This is a genomic window from Yimella radicis (assembly GCF_054778255.1).
The window spans coordinates 28593-48917 of the sequence record NZ_BAAGZR010000004.1; the positions used below are offsets into that span (position 1 = coordinate 28593).

Here is a 20325-nt window from a genome sequence, read left to right on the forward strand (position 1 = left end):
GTCGTCTTCGAGGGTTGAAGACGACCACACGTCACGCGAGTTTCAAGGCTTGGGTCGCCGGGCGCGCAGCTTCTCCAGCAACGGCTTCGCGGCCTGCTAGAAGAGGCATCCTGGAGTCGCCGCCGACCTGCACCAAGGCGTGATACCGGACTGTCGGGCAGGTCACTTGAAGTACGCCGACGTGTCGATCGTGACCGGAGTCTTGCCGGACGCGAACACGGTGATCGTCCCGCCGGTACCGACCTTCACGATCACCGAGTTCGAGATCGACCCACCCGGGACGTAGTTCAGGTTCGACACCGTCGGACGAGCAACCCCAGTAGGCCACACCGTCAAGTAACCGGCCTGCGACGGGTTCACCGATGTCACCGTCACCTGAACCGCCTTCGCGTTCGACGGGACACCGGCAACGCCGGCGACCTTCACCTGGAACGCGGTGCCGGCGGCGGTGGCCCGGGAACCGAGCAACCTCGTCGGCGTGAACGCAACCGTGTCCGCACCCACCGGCACCCAACCGTTCAGATCGACCACCAGATCGGTACTCGCGGTCGACCGCAGCGTCACCTTTCCACCCGTCCCCAGCTTCACGATGCCCAGACCGGCGGTGGTCTGCCCCTTGCGGAAACTGATCGACGTCGCCGCCGGGGTCGCCACACCCGCCGGGAACGCAGTCACCGTCCCGGCAGCAGACGGGTTCACCGACGTGATATTCAACATCGCCGCCGACGCCGTCGCCGACACACCATAAGTGCCGCCGACCGCGATGGTCACCGACCCACCGGCTGGAATCCGAACCTTCGGCGCGCCCGTGCCATACCTGGTGTCCATCACGCGCGTCGGATTCACACCTGTGTACGCACTGCCCGTCGGGTAATACCCGGCCACGTCCGCCAGCAGGTGGGTGCCCGCCGAGGTCGAGAGCGACACCTTGCCACCGTTGCCGACCTTGGCGATGACGAGGTTCGGAACGGTCTGTCCGGTAACAAAATTGAGGTTCGACGCGGTCGGCTTGGTCGCACCGGCAGGCCACACCGTCACCCACCCGTTCGCCTTCGGACTCACAGCAGTCACGTTCAACACCACCGACGACGCATTCGCCGGCACACCACCCCGACCGGTCACCTGCAGATCGACCTTCCCGTTTGCCGGCACAACCGCCTTCGGCGCGCCCGTGCCGTACCGCGTGTCCAGGGTCCGCGACGGAGCCAACGACACGAACGACGACGTCGCCGCCGGCGTGAAGCTCCATTGCAGATCCAAAGCACCCGGCGCGCCGTACCAGGAGTCCACGGCGATCCGGTAGGTCGTGCCGGCGGTCACCGGGACGTTGCTGAGCTTGCTGGTGAGCACATGGTTGGCCGCGTCCACGTCGTCGTTCGCAGCAATCCGGGTCAGCGCGTTCACCGCAGCTCCCGTGTAGACGGCCAGCGTCGAGTCGAACGTCGTGTTGGCCGTGGCAACGGTCAGCTTGCCGGCCGACGGGGCAGTCCAGTTGAACCACACCGAGTTTCCGCCGACGGCGTCCGCGTGGCGAGGCTCACCGGCCTGGATGGACGCGTCCACCGTGCCCTGTTTCCAGGTGCCCGCGGTTGCCGGCGAGAGTGCTTTCGCCGCCGCGAAAGTGTCGTTCGCGGGCGGGGTGATCGAGACCGTGCCGGTCGCGGCCATCGTGGCCGGCATGGACGTCGAGCAGCCGCTGGTCGTCGTGACCCGCACTCCTGCGTCCTGGCCGTTGTAGGCCTTGGAGTTCGGCACCGAGGTTGCGTTGAAGCTCGTTCGGCCCGCGAGACCGTGGAAGGGATCACCGGGTGAGGAGAAGTAGTCCTCGTCGCCGTCCGCCTCCTCGATGTCGATGAGTTGGCCGTACGGGGTTCGGACGTTGTCCTGGTAGGCCTCCTTCACGTGGTAGACCAGCAAGCCACAGCCGGGCAGGCCGCCGTCGAGACCGGACTGCTGCCGGTTCTCGACGAGGAAGTACTCACCCTTCGAGCCGACGCCGGGACCGTCCGGATCCGCGAGCAACCGGAACGCGCTCGGGTTCGTACTCGCCTGTGGCACAGAAACATTGGCCAGTGAGTTGACTGCAGTCGGTGCGATCCATCCCTGCAGGTACTTGCTGTACGCGTCCGGGAGGGTCGGGGTGTCACCCGGCATTCCCCCGGGCTTCGTGCCCCACGAGCCGCCCGCCATCAGGCTCCAGATGCCGAGGCCTTCGCTCTTCTGGCTGATGTCGTAGAGATCGACCCAGCCGAGGTCGTGACCGAACTCGTGCGCCATGATCCCTATGGTCGCCATGCGCGACTGCGCCGGGTACTCCTTCTCGCAGTGCATCTCACCGAACTCGGTGTAGCCGTTCGTACCGACGTAGGTGCCGTCGACGGGCTGCGTCATGCTCACCGGAACGGACCACTGATGACCCCAGACGCTCACTCCACAGGGGTTGCCGACCGAGCCTTCGTAGCCGGCGGCAATCACAGTGACGTGCAGTTCGTTGGGTTGGATCGCGCCGTCGCCGTTGGTGTCGTAGGACGCGTAGTCGATGTAGGGGTCAGCTGCCGTGATCGCCGCTGCAGCGACCTCCCGGTCGCCGGCGTTGGTGCGGGTGCTGTCCGGGTGGCTCATCGGCAGGGTCACCCACCCGACCACTCCGTCGTTCGCCGCACCGCTCGACTCCTGAGCCGGCGCCACGTCGAGCTTGTTGAAGCTGGCGCCCTTGTAGAACGAGCGAACGCTGCCGGCGCTTCCGAAGAACTTCGAACTCCACTGTGCTGCAGTCGTACCGAGCGAAGACCGGTCGGAGAACTGGGCCAGGATCACCAACGTGCGCTGTGTGCCGGTGAAGCCCAGCGACTGCTGAACCGTTGCCGCCTCCTGCAGGTCCTGGGTCGGGGTCAACCCGACCGACTCCTGCGGCGCCGCTGCGGACGCGGCCGCCTTCTTCGAGCCGGCCTTGGGCTGGCCCTTGCTGTCGAGTCCGGACGCGTACCGCCAGTAGCCCTGCCGGTCCTTGACGACCGTGGCGTTGCCCTTGATGGTCGAGGTCCAGTTGCGCAGCCGGTCGCCGTTGCGCTGGATCGTGACCTTGCTGCCGTCCGGCTGGGTGACCGTCTTCGGCGTGGTGTCGACGGGCGCACCGCGCACCTCGCGCGTTGTCTTTTTCTGCGGCGCCTTCGACGCGGGCTTCTGCGCAGCAACCGTCTGGGACGTGCGCTCGCTCGGATCTGCGTGGCTCGCAGGCGCCGCCGTTGCACTCATCCCGAAGGCCGTGACCGCTGTGACTACCAGCGTCGCAAAACGACGCTTCGATGATGTGTGCATCAAATTTGTTCCTCCCCGCACCGACTACCCGCAGTAAGAGTCCCGCGCGGTGCCCGTGTGTGCAAACAAATCATCGAACTCGAGGGGCGACGTTGCCGATAGGATCCGAAATGCACGAGGGCACTCCGTATACGGCGTGCCCTCGTGCACTTGGAGTCGCCTCGGATCGGGGTCAGCTCGACAGGCGTTGACGTAGACCGGAGGTACGGCGGACGGGGGTGTCGACGGCGAGGGCGATCGCTTCGCGGGTGCCGACCATCGTCAGGTGTTCCTGCGGCCGGGTGACGGCGGTGTAGAGCATCTCCCTGGTCAGCAGTCGCGACTCGACCGGCGGGACGAGAACAATGATCTCGGCGGCCTGGCTGCCCTGTGCCTTGTGCACGGTCATCGCGTGCATGGTCTCGACCTCCGACAGCAACCACGGCGGGAACGACTCGCGTCCGTGGCCGGTCTCGATGACCGCGCGGGTGCCGTCGGGTGTCTGGACGATGACACCGGCGTCGCCGTTGTTGAGGCCGAGCCCGTGGTCGTTGCGGGTGATCAGGATCGGGCGGCCGACGTACATCTGGTGCGAGCGGATGTCGGGCGCGTGCTTGGCGAGTTCCATCTCCACCAGGCGGTTCCAGTGGCTCGCGCCGAAGGGTCCGTGGCGGTGGGCGCAGAGCAGACGCAGACGTCCGAGTTGTTCGACGGCTGCGTCGGCGTCCCCGGCGGCAGCGAGTTCGCGCAGCTTCAGGGCGTGTTGGGCCACGCGCGGGATGAGTTCGAGCGAGGGGGTGTCGGTCTCGATCAATTGCACGCCGGACTTCGCCTGGTCGATCGCCTCGGCCACCTGATCCGGGACGCCGGTGCGGAAGGCTGCGGCGAGGCGCGCGCGGTCGTCGCCCATGCGGTAGTCCTGGACGAGCCGGACGACTGCACCGGACGCGTCCAGCCCGGCGACGACGTCCGCCAGCACGGACCCTGCTTCGACGGACGCGAGCTGGTCGGGGTCGCCCACCAGCAGCAATCGCGTTGTGGGTGAGAGCGATTCGACGAGGCGGGCCATCAGGTTGAGCGAGACCATCGAGGCTTCGTCGACCACGACGACGTCGTGTGGGAGCGGGTCGTGCGCTCCGTGACGGAAGCGCAGGTTCGTGCCGGGCAGCGGACCCAGCAGCCGGTGCAGCGTCACCGCCGGCTTGATCGCGCTGTCACCCTCGAGCGTGGCGCCGAGCGACTGGTTCATGCGGGCGGCGGCCTTGCCGGTGGGCGCAGCGAGTCCGATGCGCAGTTGGCCGTCGGACGCGGCGAGCAGGGCGGTGAGGATCTGGCCGATCGCGTGGGTCTTGCCCATGCCGGGCCCACCGGTCAGCACGGTGACCGGGCGGGTCGCGACTGAGCGAACCGCGGTTTGCTGCTCCTTGTTGAGATCGCCCTTGCCGATGCTCTCCTCGACGACGGACAGGTCGACCGGCGGCAGGTGTTCGGGCACGCGGTCGGTCAGCGCGGAGGCAATGAGCAACTCGTCGGCGAGGTACCGATCCAGGTAGACCAGACCGAGGTCGATGCGCAGGATCCGTTGCTGCACAAGTGGACCGGCTTGAAGGGTGTGCAGCCAGTCCTCAGGTGACGGCAGATCGACGAGACCCTGTGCGGTCTCCGCGTCCTGCTCGATCTCGTCTACATCGACGGCGGCGGTCCATCCGGCGACGTCTGCCAGGTCGAGCGCGGTCGAACCGTCACGTACCGCCCGCACCGCGAACGCGAAGGCGAGGGCGGCGTCCGAGGTCGGCTCCTCCCCCAACGCAGCACAGACCCGCGCGGCCACGAGGCAGTCGCTGCCGTCGAGGATGCCCGCTTCGTTCAGTGTGGCGAGGCGTCCCTGGGCGTTGAGACTGAGTGCGGCGTCGGTCATCGCTCACCTCCGTCAAGCACCTTCGACAGGTCGTCGAGGATGGCCGTCGGTGGGTGCCAGGTGAAGACGCCGCAGCGTCCACCGTCGACCACCGGGGTGTCGGGTCCGGCCATGCCGCGCACGTACAGGTACATCACGCCGCCGAAGTGCTCGCCCGGGTCGTATGCGGGCAGCCGCCATCGCAAATACCGATGCAGCACAATCGAATACAGGATCGCCTGCAGCGGGTAGGAGGAGTGGCCCATCGCCGCGTTCAGGCGGGCGGGTTCGTAGTCGGCGAGGGTCAGCGGTTCGCCGGGTTCGCCGAGCCAGTTGGTCTTGTAGTCGACGATGTAGAACCGTCCGTCGTGCCGGAAGGTGAGGTCGACCGATCCGGTGAGGTAACCGAGCAGGGTCTGGTCGCCGTACGCGTCGCCGGCCAGTGCGTCCGCGAAGTCGATCAATGGATCGTCGTCGGAGAGGTGTGTGCGCAGAACCTCGGCCATCTCGCGCAGCACCGGACGCGCGTGCGGGCGGTCACCGCCGGCGAGGGGCATCTCGAAGTCCATCTCGGAGAACCGGTCGGTCTTCGCAATGTCGACCAGTCGAGGGGCATCAGGTTCGGGACCCATCGGCGTGGTGCAGACCGCTTCCATCGCGTCGACGAGCGCCTCGGGGACGAGGTCGGCCGGCCAGAAGACGAGTTGTTCGCGGACGTTGTCGAGCAGGTTCGCGCGCAGGTCGCGGGCCTGGAGGTCGGCATGTTCGAGGACAGCGTGGACGAGGGAGCCGAAGGTCGCCCCGACGGGGAGGTCGGCCATCGGCGAGGGTTCGGTGTTCGCGTCACCGGGTTTCGGCTCGTCGATGAGTGGTGTGGTGTGGTCGCCCGCGTTCCCGTCACCGGGTTTCGCCTCGTCGTCGAGTGGTGTGGTGTGGTCGCCCGCGTTCCCGCTGGTTGAGCCGGGCGACTGACGAAGGAAGTCCCCCGCGTTCCCGCTGGTTGAGCCGGGCGACTGACGAAGGAAGTCGCCCGCGCCGAAACCACCGGGAACGACGATGACCTCCTCGTCGATGCGTCCGACGGCATCGTCCTCGGGTTCGGATAGTTCGCCCGCGGCTTCAGCGGCCGCCTCACCCGCTGCAGCAAGCGAGGAGTAGGACGCGCGGCGCCAATCCCGGTCGATGATCGAGTCATCGAACCAGCGGGCCGTCAGGCGTTCGGTCGACGGCTCGACCGGGGGTGCCGGCTGCGTCGTGCCGCTACCGATGACCTCGAGGCTGAACGCGCCGTGGTCGGCCCAAGTCTGCAGGAAGCGCTGGTTCGTGGCGATCGAGTGCTTGTCGATCGGGTCGAGCAGCGTGATCACCGCACGCTGGTCGAGTAGTGCGGGAGGGTTACCGATCGAGCGCGATCGAGACCCGGTGAGGTCGTCGGGAGAGTCTTCGTGATCGTCGCCATGGTCTCGATCGCGGCGCTCGCCCTGGGGGCTCGCACCTACTCGACCAGCGTGTGGTTGGGCAGCGTTGTCCGGGCTCCCACCTACTCGACCAGCGTGTGGTTCGGCGGCGTTGCCGTGTGTCCGCGACCGCAGCAACTGGTCAAGGGCTTCGGGGGTGGGGGCTTGGCCGAAGAGGAGGCGGTGGAGGCCGGCGTCCTTGCTGTTGTAGGTCGGCGCCCACCACAGCACCAGCTGAGACTGGGCACGGGTCATCGCGACGTACGCCAGACGCATGTGTTCGCCGAGGTCGTCGGCGCGACGCTCGGAACCGTTGAGGTCGGCGCGGTCGTAGGACAGGATGCGGTGGCCGTCGCGGTGCACAACAACTGCGTGCTCCTTGTCGGACAGCCAGTTGTTGAACAGGAAGGGCGCGTACACGATCGGGTACTGCAGTCCCTTGCTGCTGTGAATCGTCGAGAGCGTGACGGCGAGCGCGTCGGAGTCGAGGCGCATGGTCCTCGAATCCGCAGGCGTGACAGCGTCGTCCGCGCTCTGTTTCATCATCCACGCGATCAACGACGGCAACCCGGTCATGCCCTGCAGCACCTGCTCGTGCAGCACCTGGGCACAGTGCTCGATGTCGGTGAGGTCTCGTTCGCCGCCGACCTGACCCAGGACGCGCTCGGCCAGCCCCTGACTGCGCGCGACGTCCAACACAGCCGCGACTCCCCCACGATGGAATGCGGTGATCAACGAACGGATCTGTGCCGCAACGGTTTCGATTTCGGCTTCGTCGGCGCTGTCGAGTTGCTCGGCGGTCCAGCCGATGAACGGGGTGAGTGCTGCGAGACCGACCCGGTCGCGGCGGTGGGGTTGTTCGAGCGCCATCAGCAGTTCGAGCCAGGCCTCGGCAGCCGGCGTCCGCAGCACCGACGTGCCGGAAACCAGCACCGACGCAATTCCCCTGCGGCGCAACTCTTCCCGAATCCCGGCGAGGTCGCTGCCGACGTGGCAGAGCACCGCGATGTCCTGTGGCTGCACGGGCCGTCCGTCGAGTTCGGCACCGGACGCGAGCAGCCGCTCGATGTCGTCCGCGACGTCGGGGTAGACCTGCCGGCGCACGTCACCGATGGACGGCTGGCGTTCGCCGTCGATGAGAGGCCAGGTGCGCAGCCGCACCGGGGTGTCGTCCGGCGAACCGCTGAGTCGATGCGTCTTGTGGTGCGCGGTGACCGGGTGGACGACGATGCCCTCGGACAACGCGACCCCGTTCATCAGGGTCTGCAACGAACGGACGAGGGGTTCGTCGCTGCGGTAATTGGTGGGCAGCGAGGTGCGCCGGTCGGCGGTGTCGGCGGCCTGCAGATAGGTGTGGATGTCGCCGCCGCGGAAGGCGTAGATCGCCTGCTTCGGGTCGCCGATGAGCAGCAGCGAGATGCCCTCACACGCGAAGGCACGGGAGAACACCTGCCACTGAACGGGATCGGTGTCCTGGAACTCGTCCACCAGCACCACCGACCAGCGGTCGCGCATCCTCCGCCGCGCCGGACCGCCCTCGTCCTCAAGGGCGTCGGCGAGTTGTTCGAGCAGGTCGTCGTAGGAGAGCACGGCCGCGCGCCGCTTGCGCCTCTCGAACTCCTCCCGCACCCGTCGCACCAGGTCCATGCGCACGCCGAGCGGGCCGGACGCGTCCGTCGGGTGCAGTTCGGCGCCGGGGTTGTTGAGTGCATGGCGGGCGTCCTTGCGGGCGATCGCGTACTCGGGCGTGCCGGACACCGCGCGCAGGTGGTCGGCGAGGAAGAGGTCGTCGATGACGTCGCTCTGCAGTTGTTCGAGGTCTTCGGCGAGGGTCGCGCCCGGGTCGGAGTCGCCGGCGACGCCGAGTCCGCGCAGCACGTAGTGGCAGAACTGGTGGATGGTCGCGATCGTGGCGGTATCGAAGTCGGCGACCGCCGTCCGCAACCGTCGCACGCGCAGCGCCAATTCCGTAGGCGCGCAGTCACGCAGTTGCTCGACCAATGGGTCTTCGGTGGGGGCGGACGACTCGAGTTCGGAGAGAGTCTCCTCGAGCCGGGCACGCACGCGTTCGCGCAACTCCTGACTGGCGGCGCGACTGAAGGTGACGATGAGCAGCTTGTCGATCGGCATGCCCTGCTCGATCACGTACCGGGTGGCGAGGGCGGCCACCGTCCAGGTCTTGCCGGTGCCGGCGGACGCCTCGATGAGCGTGGTGCCTTCGGGCAGGGGGCCGGTGATGTCGAAGGTCTCGGTGCTCACGCCTCCTCCTGGTGGGTGAGGACCGGCAGCCAGATGCGGGCGGAGAACTGCCGCAGACCGAGCATCTCGATCTGTTGGATCGGGGCTCCGCGGCCGAGGATCTTCACCCAGTACGGGTCGGTGTTCTCGCCGGGGATCTTGTCGCCTTCCCATTCGGTGCTCGCGAAGTGCAGCAGCAGGTTGTCGTCACCGTTCAGCAGCTTGACGCGGTTGCCGCGGACGAACGCGTGCGCGGTCCTGGGTGGGACGGTCATCGGGTACTGCAGTCCCTTGCCACGCAGTTCGACGAGATCGGCCAGCAGTGTCGAAGCTTCTTGTGCCCCAGGCGATCTCAGACGGACGCTGCCCCGCTTGCCGTGCAGGGTGGCGTGGTGGATGCGGTCAGGTTCGACGGCGGCCAGCGCGAGCAGTCGCACCCAGCCGCTGATCAGCTGCTTGGGACCGATGCGGGAGAAGGTGTGCACGCGCAGTTCGTCGCCGTGCACGCCGCCGACGACACCTGTGAACCGCACCGAGCCTGGACCGCCCGTCCCAGGCAGGTCAAGGCGAACGTCGACAGAGCGCGGTGGCACGTCGTCCGGCCGGTGCAAATGCTTTGTGATCGTGGCGAGTTCACCCTGGACGTCCTTGCGCGCCCTGTCGCCGAGGGCACCGGGCGGGAAGCTCGAGCGGCGGTTCTCGCGCTGCATGGCCTCGTCCAGGGTCGCGCCCTGCACCATCTGTTGCAGCATGCGTTCGCCGATGGCCCAGGTCTGCAGGCCGTCGAGGGCGATCGGGACGGCGTCGTCGACGGGGTCGGCTTCGCGCGGCACGAAGATGCCCAGGCGGCTGCGCAGGAAGTCGCGGGCGGGGTTGTGCAGGAACCCGGTGAGTTCGTCGATGGTGACGGCGTCGACAGGGCGAGCCGGGAGCAGTCCGGACAGGAACGGTGCCTGTGGCGGTTGGTCGTGACGGAATCGGCGCAGTGCCTTCGCGCCGGCGAGCGCGGATCGGTCGAAGGTGCCGCCGGGCAGCGGGGACGCTGCTGTGAAGTTGCGTTCGTCGAAGGCCTGCAACGGGTGCAGGTGCACGAAGGAGTCGTCGCCGCCCCCGGTGCGAGTGGCGACCGCGATGAGCTCCTGCAGCGGGACGGCCGGTGGGCGCCGAGCACCGTTGTGTTCGTTGGCACCGGAGTAGATCGCGACGAAGTAGTCGTCGGCGGCCATGACGGCGTCGAGCAGGAGTTGGCGGTCCTCGCTGCGCGGGTCGCGCTCCCCCACGAACGGTCGGCGGGCGAGCACGTCGTCACCGTCGACCACGGGTGAGCGCGGGTAGACGCCGTCGTCGAGGCCGAGCACGACGACGGCCTTGTGCGGCACCGAACGCATCGGCACCATCGAGCAGACGGTGATCGCGCCGGTGCGGAAGTTGGCGCGGGTCGGACGGCCCGCCCAGCGCTGGTCGAGGACCGTGCGAATGTCGCTGAGCCGCAACGGAACCTCGCCGGCCGAGGCGGCGATGGTGTCGAGTTCGCGGTCGATCTGCGACAGCTGCCAGCGGTCGTCGAGCGGCACATCCGCGAGACCGTGGACGATGTCCTTCAACCAGTTCATCCACTGCGCGGTCTGCACGTTGCCGTCGGTGGAGGTGAGGTGTTCGCCGCGTCCGCGAACGTCGTCGGCGGCACGTTTGATGCGCTCCATGAGCTCGAGGAAGCGTCCGGCGACCTCAATGTCGCGGCTGCCGATGTCGTCGACCGGGGCACCGATCGCGTCCGGACCGGCGGCGTCCGCGCTGATCGCGACCCCGAGGGCGATGCGGTCGAGGGCAGGGGTCCAGGTGTGTCCGTCGAAGCCGCGCAGTCCGTACTCGCGGCGGTGCAGTTCGTCGAATCCCCAGCGGACGTCGGCGTCCTCGACCCAGGCGGCGATGCGGCTGAGTGAGTCGTCGTCGAACCCGAAACGGCGGCGGACGGACTCGTGGCCGGCGAGGTCGAGCACCTCGGACGCGGTCATCCGGCCGGCGACGATCGCGACCACGCGTCGGGCAAGGTCGAACAGCGGGTTGGTGGCACCGGGCGACCGGTCCGCCAGTTGCAGGCGAAGTCGTTGGCCGGGGTGGACGTCGTGGTCGGGCGCGGTGATCGAGGAGACGTTGCTGAGTCCGAAGGTGGCCCGCAGCAGCGGTGCGAAGGCCTCGATGTCGGGGCACATGACCAGGATGTCGCGCGGCTGCAGGTCACCCATGCCCTCGGCGAGCAACCAGGTGAGCACTTCGCGGAGTACTTCGACCTGGCGGGGGCGGCCGTGGCACGAGTGCACCTGGAACGAGTTGTCCGTCAAGCGTGCCTTGGTTTCGGCACTGGACGCTGCTCCTTCGTCGCCGCGCCCAGGCTCAAACAGCGGCGTCGGCGCGAACCAACCCTGTTCCGCTGGTTGAGCCGCGGGACTGACGAAGGAAGTCCCGCGCGCCGAAACCACCGGAACATCGCGCAGCACTGAGGTCGGAGCCGTGTTCCCCCGAACATCCGCCTGCATCGAAGCCAACCGCGAAGCGGCGGACGAACCCGACGACAGCGGCTCATGAACGACCGGCTCCATGCTCACGAGCGTCTGCTGCAACTCACGAACATCGCGCCCGAGCGTCGCCAACAACGGGTTCTCCGCAACGAGAGCGGTCTCGTCCTCAGCCCTCGGTTTCGGCGCGTAGGGATTCGCAAGCTCATCCGTACGGGTCAACCAGCGGGAGGAATCGGACGCGCCGAAACCCAAGGACCCGATCGCGTCCCACAAAGCCGGCGACGGGTGCGGCAACCACAGGTGCAACTCCCGCTGCGAACCCAGCGCGTGGATCAACTCCCGCTCAGCCCGCGCCAACCGGGTGTACCCGAAGAACGACAACCGCTCCGGCAACTCCAACGGCAGCGAACCGTCCCGCAAACCCGCAACGACCCGCTGGTGCCGTCCGGTGACCGACTCATCGAGCCCGTGCGCGTCCAGCGTCAGCTCGACGACGCGCCGCCACAACGGCGGCTGCCACATCAGATCGTCCGCCAAAGACGACCCGTATCCGTCTGTGCTCGAACCGGATTCCCATTCGCCGAGCATCTGCGGACGATCCCGGTGGTACGCAGCAAAGAGCCCGGCGATGCGCCGAGCAACGACGTACCGGCGTGCCCGACGTGCCTTGCGGTCCCACTCGGCGGCGGGGTCTGCGACGATCTCCGGGCCGGCACCGAGGTGACGAGTGATGGCCTCGAACCCGGGCGTGCCACACAACTCGTCGATGGCGTCCAGCGTGGGCCAGACGAGCCGGTCGGCCGACCACGGATCGTCGCGGTCGCGGTCGAGCAGCAACCCGACGAGCGACGAAGGGGTGAGGATCTCCAGCCCCGCGCAGATACCGTCGTCGCCGGCGACCGATCCCAGCGTGTGCGACAGCTGCTGGGTGAGCCAGCGCTCCACACCGCGCGCGGGCACGACGACGACCTCGGAACTGAAGACGTCCGCGGGGTTGTCGGCGAGCATCGTGGCGAGACCGGCTGCGAGTTCCTGCGGCCGGTCGCTGCGGTGCACGTGGATGCCGGTCATTCGGTCTCCAGCGAGGCGAGGGTCGGCAGGCCGGGCGCGTGGTCGCGGATCCAGGCGGTGGCGGCGGTGTCGTCCTCGTTGTAGGCCAGGACGCGGTCGCGCAGGATCTGGCGCAGCTGCGGGTCGGTGGTGGCACGGGACTCATCCAGCCACAGCTGACAGTTGCGTCCGCCGGGGTCGTCGTCTCGCCAGGCGAACCCGAGGGCGACGGCGAGCGGTTTGAGTCCGTGGCCGGCGGCGGAAATGAGGTGCTTCTCGGCCCACGCGCAGGTGTCGACAAACTCGATACCCGTGTCCTGGACGGCGGACTTCCCCTGGATGTTGGTGAGGCGTTGTCGTTCGACGGGTCCGTGGTGGAAGACCCGGATTGTCTCGCCGTTCGCGAGCGCCGAATCACGTTGTTGCGCAAGCCATTCGGTGAGCTGGTTCGCGAGCGCCAACTCGGACTCATCGCTCAGGTGGTCCCACTCGACAAAGATGTGGAAACTCGACTCGCCCCCACGCCGCAGCCGGGCACCCCAGAGGAACACCCGGTTGTCGGTGTCGTTCTCCATGTCGAGATCGATCTCGACGTCGGCACTCGGCGGGAGCACGACGTCGGTGCGAAAAGCGAGCGCGTGACCGGCGACGGCGATCTTCGCCTTCTCGATGGTGAGCGCGATGCGCTTGCCGGCGTTCTTCGTGCGGTCACCGGTTTCGGCCTGGTAGCTCTCAAGCCATTCGGGGGTGAGTTCGAGCGCGGCGAGCTGGTCGACGGTGTGGACGCCGAGGGTGCGCAGGGCGAGCCACTCGCGCAGGCTCGGGCGCCAGGAGGTGAACGAGGTGGTGGGGTCGGCGTCGAACACCGGCCCGCAGACCGCGTAACAGGGGCAGTTGTCGCACTCGGAGGTGTAGATCGGGACGACGAGCGAGTCGTTGCCGGTGGCAGCGTTCTGCGCGACGGCCAGCCGGAACCCGAACTCGTGGTCATAGCGTTCGAGCGCGCTGCGGGTCTTGGTGCCCTCGCTGCGCGAGTAGGTGGTGAAGGCAGGTTGGTCGAGCGCGATCCAGGTGCCGTGCACCTCCTCGAGCCCCCACATCGCCCAGTCGTCACCGGAGACGAGGAAGGCTTCGTAGTGGTCGGGACCGGGGTGCCGGCCGATGGCCTCCAACATGCGGGTGTAGTGGACGAGCTGGAGCGCGTCGGGCTCCAACCGGCCGCCGCGCGGACGTGCGTCGGGGAGAGTCGAGCGCTGCTGCGGGTTGCTCGCCGGCGCGACCGTGACGGCGTAGGTGTTCCTGCTGTTGGACTTCATCGCCGACAGGAACTTGTGCAGCTTCACATCCCCGGGCAGGTAGGTGGCCGGCCACGAATTGCCGTGTCGGATCAGCAGATCTGGGCGCCCGGACCGGTGACCCTCGCTGTCTTCAGGGAGTGCACCGCGCACGATGATCTCGACGCCGCGCTCCATCGCATCGAGCGTCTGGTCGACCGCGTCCCGGTAGTACGTGTCGGGTTCGACGACGTGGAAGCGCTCCGGTGCATCCGCGGTGATGCGATCGAACAGTTCGGCCTCGAACGCGTTGCCGGCGTCGAGGATGTCCTGCAGTTCGGGAGAGATCGGGATCGGCGCACCGACCATCGAAGGATCGAAGTCGTAATGCGTGCGGACGGGACACTGGATGGCGGGGTACGCGCCGAGCACGAGCGAGCGCTTCGTCGCCGCTTTGTTGTCGGTCACCCGTACCCCTTTCACGTCTTCGCGTGAGGTTACGCGACCGTGCCGACAGGCGGCCGGGGTTCGGGTGGCGAGTGAGGTCGGTTCGGCTGCAGCACGTGCCGCGCGGAATCATAGGTTTTGATGGAAATGGCATGACTCAGCCGTCAGCGACCGAGCAAGTCGAGCCGTCCGACCAGCTAGTGGCGCACTGCGTTCGATCGGCAAGAACGCGGAGCCGGTATCGGCGTGCGGGCGGTGCTTCGGCGCGGAGTGTCAGCACCCCGTCGTATGGTCACCCCGTGATGTGGATGAGCGGCTTGGCCCGATGAGGCCCGGGAGTATCGACCGGCCCGCGACTCTGCATCCGGTCCTCACCGTGCAAGAGTGTTATTCGAGAGCCGGCGCGACTTCGGTGACGCACCTGATCGTCGGTCACGAAGAGCACGGGGTCACTCGGCTCGCCCGCGAGTTGAGCACGACTCCGTCGCTGCGAAGCGCCCCGGTCATCCGGGTGCCGGACGGGATCGGCACCGACCTCGTCCGTCTGGTCGCCCGCGCCTCCGTCCACGTGCACGTCACCGATCGCCTGTTCGGTCACACTGCCGCGCAGACAGCGTCCACACTCATTGCGCTGGGCCGGTCCACGTCGATGAGTGTCACCTTGCACGACTTGCCGCAGCCTTCGGACGGCCCGGATCGTCACCGACAACGGGCGTCGGCATACGCCGACATCCTGGCCGTCAGCCGCGGGGTCGCCCTCAGCTCACATCATGAGTCCACGCTGCTGGACGCGGTGCTGAAGCTGACCGACCGCCGGAGTCTGAGGGCAGTTCCGCGAGCTGTCATACCCCTGCCGATCGAGAGTCCCCGCCGGTATGTCAGCCCCGCCGAGGTCGGCGGCACACACCGCGATCTTGCAGTGTTCGGGTTCCTGTATCCGGGCAAGGGCCATGCCCAGGCGCTTCATGCCCTCAGCGGACTCCCCGCGGATGTGGGACTCACCGCCCTCGGACGACCATCGCCGGGCCATGGTCATCTGGTCGAGGAACTACAGCGCCAAGCGCACCGACGCAACCGACGATTCACGGTCACCGGTTACATCCCGGACGACCGGCTCCAGGAGGTGCTGGCTCGGGTTGCGGTGCCGGTCGCGCCGCATCAGCACCTGTCTGCGTCCGGCTCCATCAACTCCTGGCTTACAGCCGGTCGACGACCGCTGGTTCCTCGTTCGCGGTACGTCGAGGAACTCGACGCCCGCTGTCCCGACGTGCTGACGATCTACGACGATCTCGCCGCCGCCGCCCGACACGCACTCGACCACCCCGAGTCGACGACGCTGAGACCCGGCGTGCCGCTCGGCCCGTCGCTCGACGACGTCGGCGCTCTCTACGCGAAGGCCTTGGCCTCATGGCACCACTGACGGCTGTCGTCGTCCCGTTCTTCGACCAGCAAAGCCAACTCGACCTGCTGCTGACAGCCTTGGAACTCCAGTCCGTCGGCCCCGATGCGTTCGAGGTGGTCGTGGCCGACGACGGTTCGCCCGCTCGTGCGGTACTGGGCGACCGACCGTACGCGACACGTGCGGTGCGCCAGGAGAATCTGGGATTTCGCGCATCGGCCGCGCGGGACTTGGGTGCTCGGGCGACGGATGCCGAGGTGATCTGCTTCCTGGATTGCGACACCGTTCCCGAACCCGACTACTTACGTACGATGACTGACGTCATCCGTCAGGGCGATGAACGTTGCGGAGTCGTCGCCGTGGGACGCAGACGCCACGCCGACCTCACGGGGTGGGAGCCGGCCCGGTTGCATGCCTGGTTGCGCGGTGATGGTGCCCCACCGACGCCACTGACCGAACCAGCCTGGCTGCGCGAGGGTTATCGTGCGACCGATAACCTGCGATATGCCGACGACCGCTCCTACCGCTTCATCATTTCCGCCGTCCTGGGAATGACCCGTCGAACCTACCGACGTGCCGGCGGATTCGACCCCGGTTTCGTCGGTTACGGCGGTGAAGACTGGGATCTCGCGAACAGATGTTGGCTGAGCGGTTGCGACCTGCGGCACGTGCCGGACGCCGTGGCCTGGCACGACGGACCCGACTTCGCCGACCGGAGCACCGAACACACCGCCGTCAAGGACCGCGAAACGCTTCAACTCGCCCGTGTCCTCACCGACCCGATGGCTCGCGGATCAGGATTCATGTGGCCCTACCCGGCGACCGTCGTCCGGGTGCATGGACACCACGACATCGGCCCGCTGGCCGCGTCGTGTTCGAGTTGGCTGGCCGGTGGCGACGTCGCGCTCTGGTTCGTCGATCGTCCACGGGTGCCGACCCAACTTCCGCCCGACCCCCGGCTGCACCACGGAGCACCGTCGAACCAGGTGTTGCAGCGCTGCCGATACCAGGTCGATGTGTATGCACCGCTCGCACTGTCCGCCCCGCTCCCTCGCCTCATCCCGGACGGCGGGCTCGACGTCCGAATCGGCAATGAGATCGTGGCGAGGGTGCGGCACACCCGCATGATCAATCGCGGTGCGGGCAACGCACCGGCGGCGGTTGTCGACGGCCGGCTGCTGGACGACAGCGTCACCCTCGAGTCGCGGTGGGGTGGCTGGGACAAGTAGCAGATCGCACCCTCGTCCGGGCGCACCTCAGGTATGCGTCTGGCTGACGTCGTGCCCGGTGACCACACTCGCGGTGTCGGCGAATTGAACGCGGCCGGCGGCCAATCGCAGGACTGGACCCGGCGAGGATGGGTCGGTGACCACGCTCCTATGGCTGCGCCGAGACCTGCGCCGCAACGACCTGCCGGCCCTGCTCAGTGCCCACGAAGCAACGGCCGACGACGTGGCTGCCGTGTTCGTCGTCGACCCCACGCTGTGGGGAGGCGCGGGCGGCGTCCGACGGGCTTGGCTTGCCGCCTCGGTCAAGGCCGCCGTCGCGAGCTTCGACGGACACCTCGCGTTGCTGCACGGCGACCCACGCGAGGTGATCCCCCAGGTTGCCGAGCGCATCGGCGCAACCTCGGTGCACGTCACCCGCGAGACCACACCGTACGGCGCCCGCCGCGATCGCGATGTCGCAGAAGCGCTGCAGCGCAACGGTATCGAGTGGGTCGAGGCCGGCACGCCGTACGCGATCGGCCCGGGGATCATCCGGAACAAGAGCGGTGACGGGTTCAAGGTGTTCACCCCGTTCGCCCGAACCTGGCGCGAACGGGGCACCTCCGACCCGGCGCCGGAGGTCGAGCCGAACTGGCGCGACATCCGCAATGACGCTGCTGCGACGAAGGCCGTCGACGACGCCCTGAAGGACGTTCCCACCCTCCCTGACGCGGGTGAAGACGCTGCGCTGGATCGTTGGAAAGAGTTCTTACACAGCGGAATCGACGACTACGCCGCCACTCGCGATCGCCCGAGCATCGCCGGCACGTCCTTCCTCAGCCCCTACCTCAAGGTCGGTGCCATCCACCCGCGCACCCTGCTGGCCGACCTGCGCGGCCGCAGCGGCGAGGGCGTCGACACCTTCATCACCGAACTCGCCTGGCGCGAGTTCTACGCCGACGTGCTGCTGCGCGAACCGTCCAGTGCGTGGCACGACCTGACCACTTCGCTGCGCGGCATGGAGTACGACCCGCCCGGCGACGGCGTCCGGGCCTGGCAGGAAGGCCGCACCGGCTTCCCGTTCGTCGACGCCGGGATGCGGCAACTGGCCGAGACCGGGTGGATGCACAACCGCGTCCGCATGGTCACCGCTAGCTTCCTGACCAAACACCTGCACGTGTGGTGGCCGGTCGGCGCGCGCCACTTCCTCGACCACCTGATCGACGGTGACCTCGCCTCCAACAACCATGGCTGGCAGTGGGTCGCGGGCACCGGCACGGACGCGTCCCCCTACTTCCGGGTGTTCAACCCGGTCACCCAGGGCATCAAGTTCGACCCGGACGGTGACTACGTGCGCCGCTGGATCCCCGAGTTGCGACACCTCGACGGCAAGGCCGCGCACGAACCCTGGAAGCACGACGACGGCTACGCGCACGGCTACCCCGAGCGGATCGTCGATCACGCGGAGGAACGCGAAGAGGCGCTACGTCGGTACGACCGGGCCCGCGGGCGTGGGTAATCGCGAGAACGGATTCCTTCGGCGAACTGCCACCTCGACCCTTCCCATCCGAAGGTGACCTGTGTCCCACACATCGATGAAAGCGCTTACAGACCGGAGGAAGCGGGCGTCGCGATCGTCCGGGTCGGCGCTCCCTTCGACGAGCGGTCCGATCTGTTCCTCGAGGCGTGGTTCCACCAGGGCTCGCTCGACTTCCCGCCCGGGTTCGTGGTGCGCATGCAGCGGATCGCCGATCAGTGCCCGCTGATTCTCGATGTCACCCTCGACCGGCCGGCGATCCTGACACCACTCGTCGACGTGGCGTCGACGTTGATCGCGTCGTACGGCACCACCGGTAGGGTCTCGATCGCGCTCGGTCGGTAACCCTTCCTCACTACGCGACCAGCGTCTTGCACTAGTCCTCAGCGATGACGCGCCGACGTCGTCGCAGAGCCCTGACGAGGTCCCGTTGACGTCGTGTGTCGAACCCGATCGCACCGTCCGCGATCTCCTCCTCGATTCGTTCGGTGACAGCCAGGACCTCATCGACCGTACGGTCGATCGCGCGGCGTGGAAGACCCAGGCGTGCACCGAAGGTATCGAATTGCTTGCGGGACAGTCCATCTCGTCGCCCGCCGATCGACAGTGCCATCGTGTGATCGCCGTACGGCAGCGTCGAGGGAATGTCGTAGATGGGCGCCACGCGCCACTCACTTCCGTGCTGCAGGACGGACATGTTCTTGGCGTGCAAGTCGCCGTTGCCGGTCAGCCACGCGAACAGCACCTGTTGGAACACCGCCCGAAGGGCCACCGGGCGCGCGGCACAGACGGAAGCCACCGCATCGGCGAGAGCCTCGGTTCTGACCGAATACTTCTGTGCCGGATGGATGTTCAGCAGTTGCGCACCGTCCTCGACCGCCAGAGAGGTGAGCGAGCCGTCTTTCACCGGACGGTCGAAGCGGTCGATCAACAGCCCGGAACGATTGCGTGAATCGTGCAGCACCTGCGATCTCACCACCGGGTGACGTAGCCGTTTGGCTCGCTCCAGGAAGAAGTGTTCGTTCTCGACCACGCGGGGAAACTCCGGCACCTCGAACTTCAGCAACCGATCCCTACCGCCGAACTGCAACGGCAGTGTCAGCATTCGACCGGACACCTTGTCCTGGATCCCGGCGAGCACACTCGGATCCGAGACTCCCTGGTCCGCAAGGAGTTCAGCGAAATCGAGTTCACCCGGTTCGTTGGTCTTCGGCTCGACCGAAGATGGTTCGACGCCCGTAGGTAAGACCTGCACGTCGCCCACCGGGTCGCCGCCCACGGCAAGCAAGAGGCTGAGTTCATCATCGCCACTTGTCTTGACCGACTGACGCAGCGCGGTGAGGCGACGTCCCTCGGGGAGCAGGTTGGCGAAGAACGCCGGCACCGCTCCCGACCCGGCCGACACCGGCGCGCTGTCGAGGGGAAGTGTCGTGGCGACCGCCGGACCGTCGTAGTCCGGCAGGTAGGCGAAGGTGTTGACGGCGCCGTCCCGGGTCAGGGTGGCGGCCCGACGACCGGCCTTGTAGACGTCCGCGACCTTCACGTCGCGTGGGTCGAGGCGGTTCACTACCGGCGCTCGCTCAGCGTGAGTTCCAGGCCGAGGGCGTTCGCGAGGGCGGTGAGTTTGTCGAGGCGCACCGTCGGTTTGTCGGCCTCGACCTCACGCACGAAGCGTTCGGAGACCCCTGACAGATCAGCGATCTCAGCCTGGACGAGGCCGAGTTCGCGTCGACGTTCTCGGATGGTGCTGCCGATCGACATTCGGGTCCCCACTTCCGTACCGGCATGATCGTGCCGCTTCAAGCACGATGTCAGCCATGCGAGGCTCTGGTCAAGACCGATCGGCACGATCATGCCGATCACGTCTCGGAAAGGGCTCGGTGGTGACCCTTCCATCTCCGAACCGGCACGATCCTGCCTCTCATCGGACGCAGTCGTACCACGTGGCGTGGGCCGCCGACCTTTCCATATTGGGATTCGACTTCCAACAGTCACCGCGATC

At 67.5% G+C, this 20325-nt stretch carries 11 protein-coding genes; 4 read left to right on the forward strand and 7 right to left on the reverse strand.

Going from position 1 to position 20325, the window contains the following annotated elements:
* Window positions 1-162 precede the first annotated feature (162 nt).
* The 5 genes from ACYU8W_RS03510 to ACYU8W_RS03530 all read right to left on the reverse strand — a co-directional run bounded on the left by ACYU8W_RS03510 (window position 163) and on the right by ACYU8W_RS03530 (window position 14200).
* Window positions 163-3255, reverse strand: a complete 3093-nt coding sequence (locus ACYU8W_RS03510) for a M6 family metalloprotease domain-containing protein (protein WP_499466695.1) — start codon at window positions 3253-3255, stop codon at window positions 163-165.
* 235 nt (window positions 3256-3490) lie between these two features.
* Window positions 3491-5215 (reverse strand): exodeoxyribonuclease V subunit alpha, encoded by a 1725-nt coding sequence (gene recD / locus ACYU8W_RS03515; protein WP_499466697.1) that lies wholly within the window; start codon window positions 5213-5215, stop codon window positions 3491-3493.
* Window positions 5212-8910 carry a UvrD-helicase domain-containing protein gene (locus tag ACYU8W_RS03520; protein WP_499466699.1) on the reverse strand — a complete coding sequence of 1233 codons (3699 nt, stop codon included), beginning with the start codon at window positions 8908-8910 and terminating at the stop codon, window positions 5212-5214. Before ACYU8W_RS03520 ends, recD begins: the two co-directional genes overlap by 4 nt.
* Window positions 8907-12479 carry an exodeoxyribonuclease V subunit gamma gene (gene recC / locus ACYU8W_RS03525; RefSeq protein WP_499466701.1) on the reverse strand — a complete coding sequence of 1191 codons (3573 nt, stop codon included), beginning with the start codon at window positions 12477-12479 and terminating at the stop codon, window positions 8907-8909. The genes ACYU8W_RS03520 and recC overlap by 4 nt, the downstream gene beginning before the upstream one ends.
* Window positions 12476-14200 (reverse strand): TM0106 family RecB-like putative nuclease, encoded by a 1725-nt coding sequence (locus ACYU8W_RS03530; protein WP_499466703.1) that lies wholly within the window; start codon window positions 14198-14200, stop codon window positions 12476-12478. The genes recC and ACYU8W_RS03530 overlap by 4 nt, the downstream gene beginning before the upstream one ends.
* A 391-nt stretch (window positions 14201-14591) precedes the next feature.
* Between ACYU8W_RS03530 and ACYU8W_RS03535 the strand changes: the two genes are divergently transcribed.
* The 4 genes from ACYU8W_RS03535 (at window position 14592) to ACYU8W_RS03550 (ending at window position 18668) form a co-directional block, all read left to right on the forward strand.
* Window positions 14592-15599 carry a glycosyltransferase family protein gene (locus tag ACYU8W_RS03535; RefSeq protein ID WP_499466705.1) on the forward strand — a complete coding sequence of 336 codons (1008 nt, stop codon included), beginning with the start codon at window positions 14592-14594 and terminating at the stop codon, window positions 15597-15599.
* Window positions 15587-16807: a glycosyltransferase family 2 protein gene (locus ACYU8W_RS03540; protein WP_499466706.1), complete on the forward strand. Its 1221-nt coding sequence runs from the start codon at window positions 15587-15589 to the stop codon at window positions 16805-16807. Before ACYU8W_RS03535 ends, ACYU8W_RS03540 begins: the two co-directional genes overlap by 13 nt.
* Before the next feature lie 136 nt (window positions 16808-16943).
* Window positions 16944-18305, forward strand: coding sequence for a cryptochrome/photolyase family protein (locus ACYU8W_RS03545; protein ID WP_499466708.1), 1362 nt, complete (start codon window positions 16944-16946; stop codon window positions 18303-18305).
* Window positions 18306-18359: 54 nt separating this feature from the next.
* Window positions 18360-18668 carry a hypothetical protein gene (locus ACYU8W_RS03550; protein WP_499466709.1) on the forward strand — a complete coding sequence of 103 codons (309 nt, stop codon included), beginning with the start codon at window positions 18360-18362 and terminating at the stop codon, window positions 18666-18668.
* Between the two features lie 31 nt (window positions 18669-18699).
* Here the strand turns inward: ACYU8W_RS03550 and ACYU8W_RS03555 are convergent, their stop codons facing one another.
* Together ACYU8W_RS03555 and ACYU8W_RS03560 are read right to left on the reverse strand one after the other, a co-directional pair.
* A complete protein-coding gene (locus ACYU8W_RS03555) occupies window positions 18700-19890 on the reverse strand; it encodes a type II toxin-antitoxin system HipA family toxin (protein WP_499466711.1) in 1191 nt (396 codons plus the stop codon).
* Window positions 19890-20084, reverse strand: a complete 195-nt coding sequence (locus tag ACYU8W_RS03560; RefSeq protein WP_141927306.1) for a helix-turn-helix transcriptional regulator — start codon at window positions 20082-20084, stop codon at window positions 19890-19892. Before ACYU8W_RS03560 ends, ACYU8W_RS03555 begins: the two co-directional genes overlap by 1 nt.
* Between the last annotated feature and the right edge of the window lie 241 nt (window positions 20085-20325).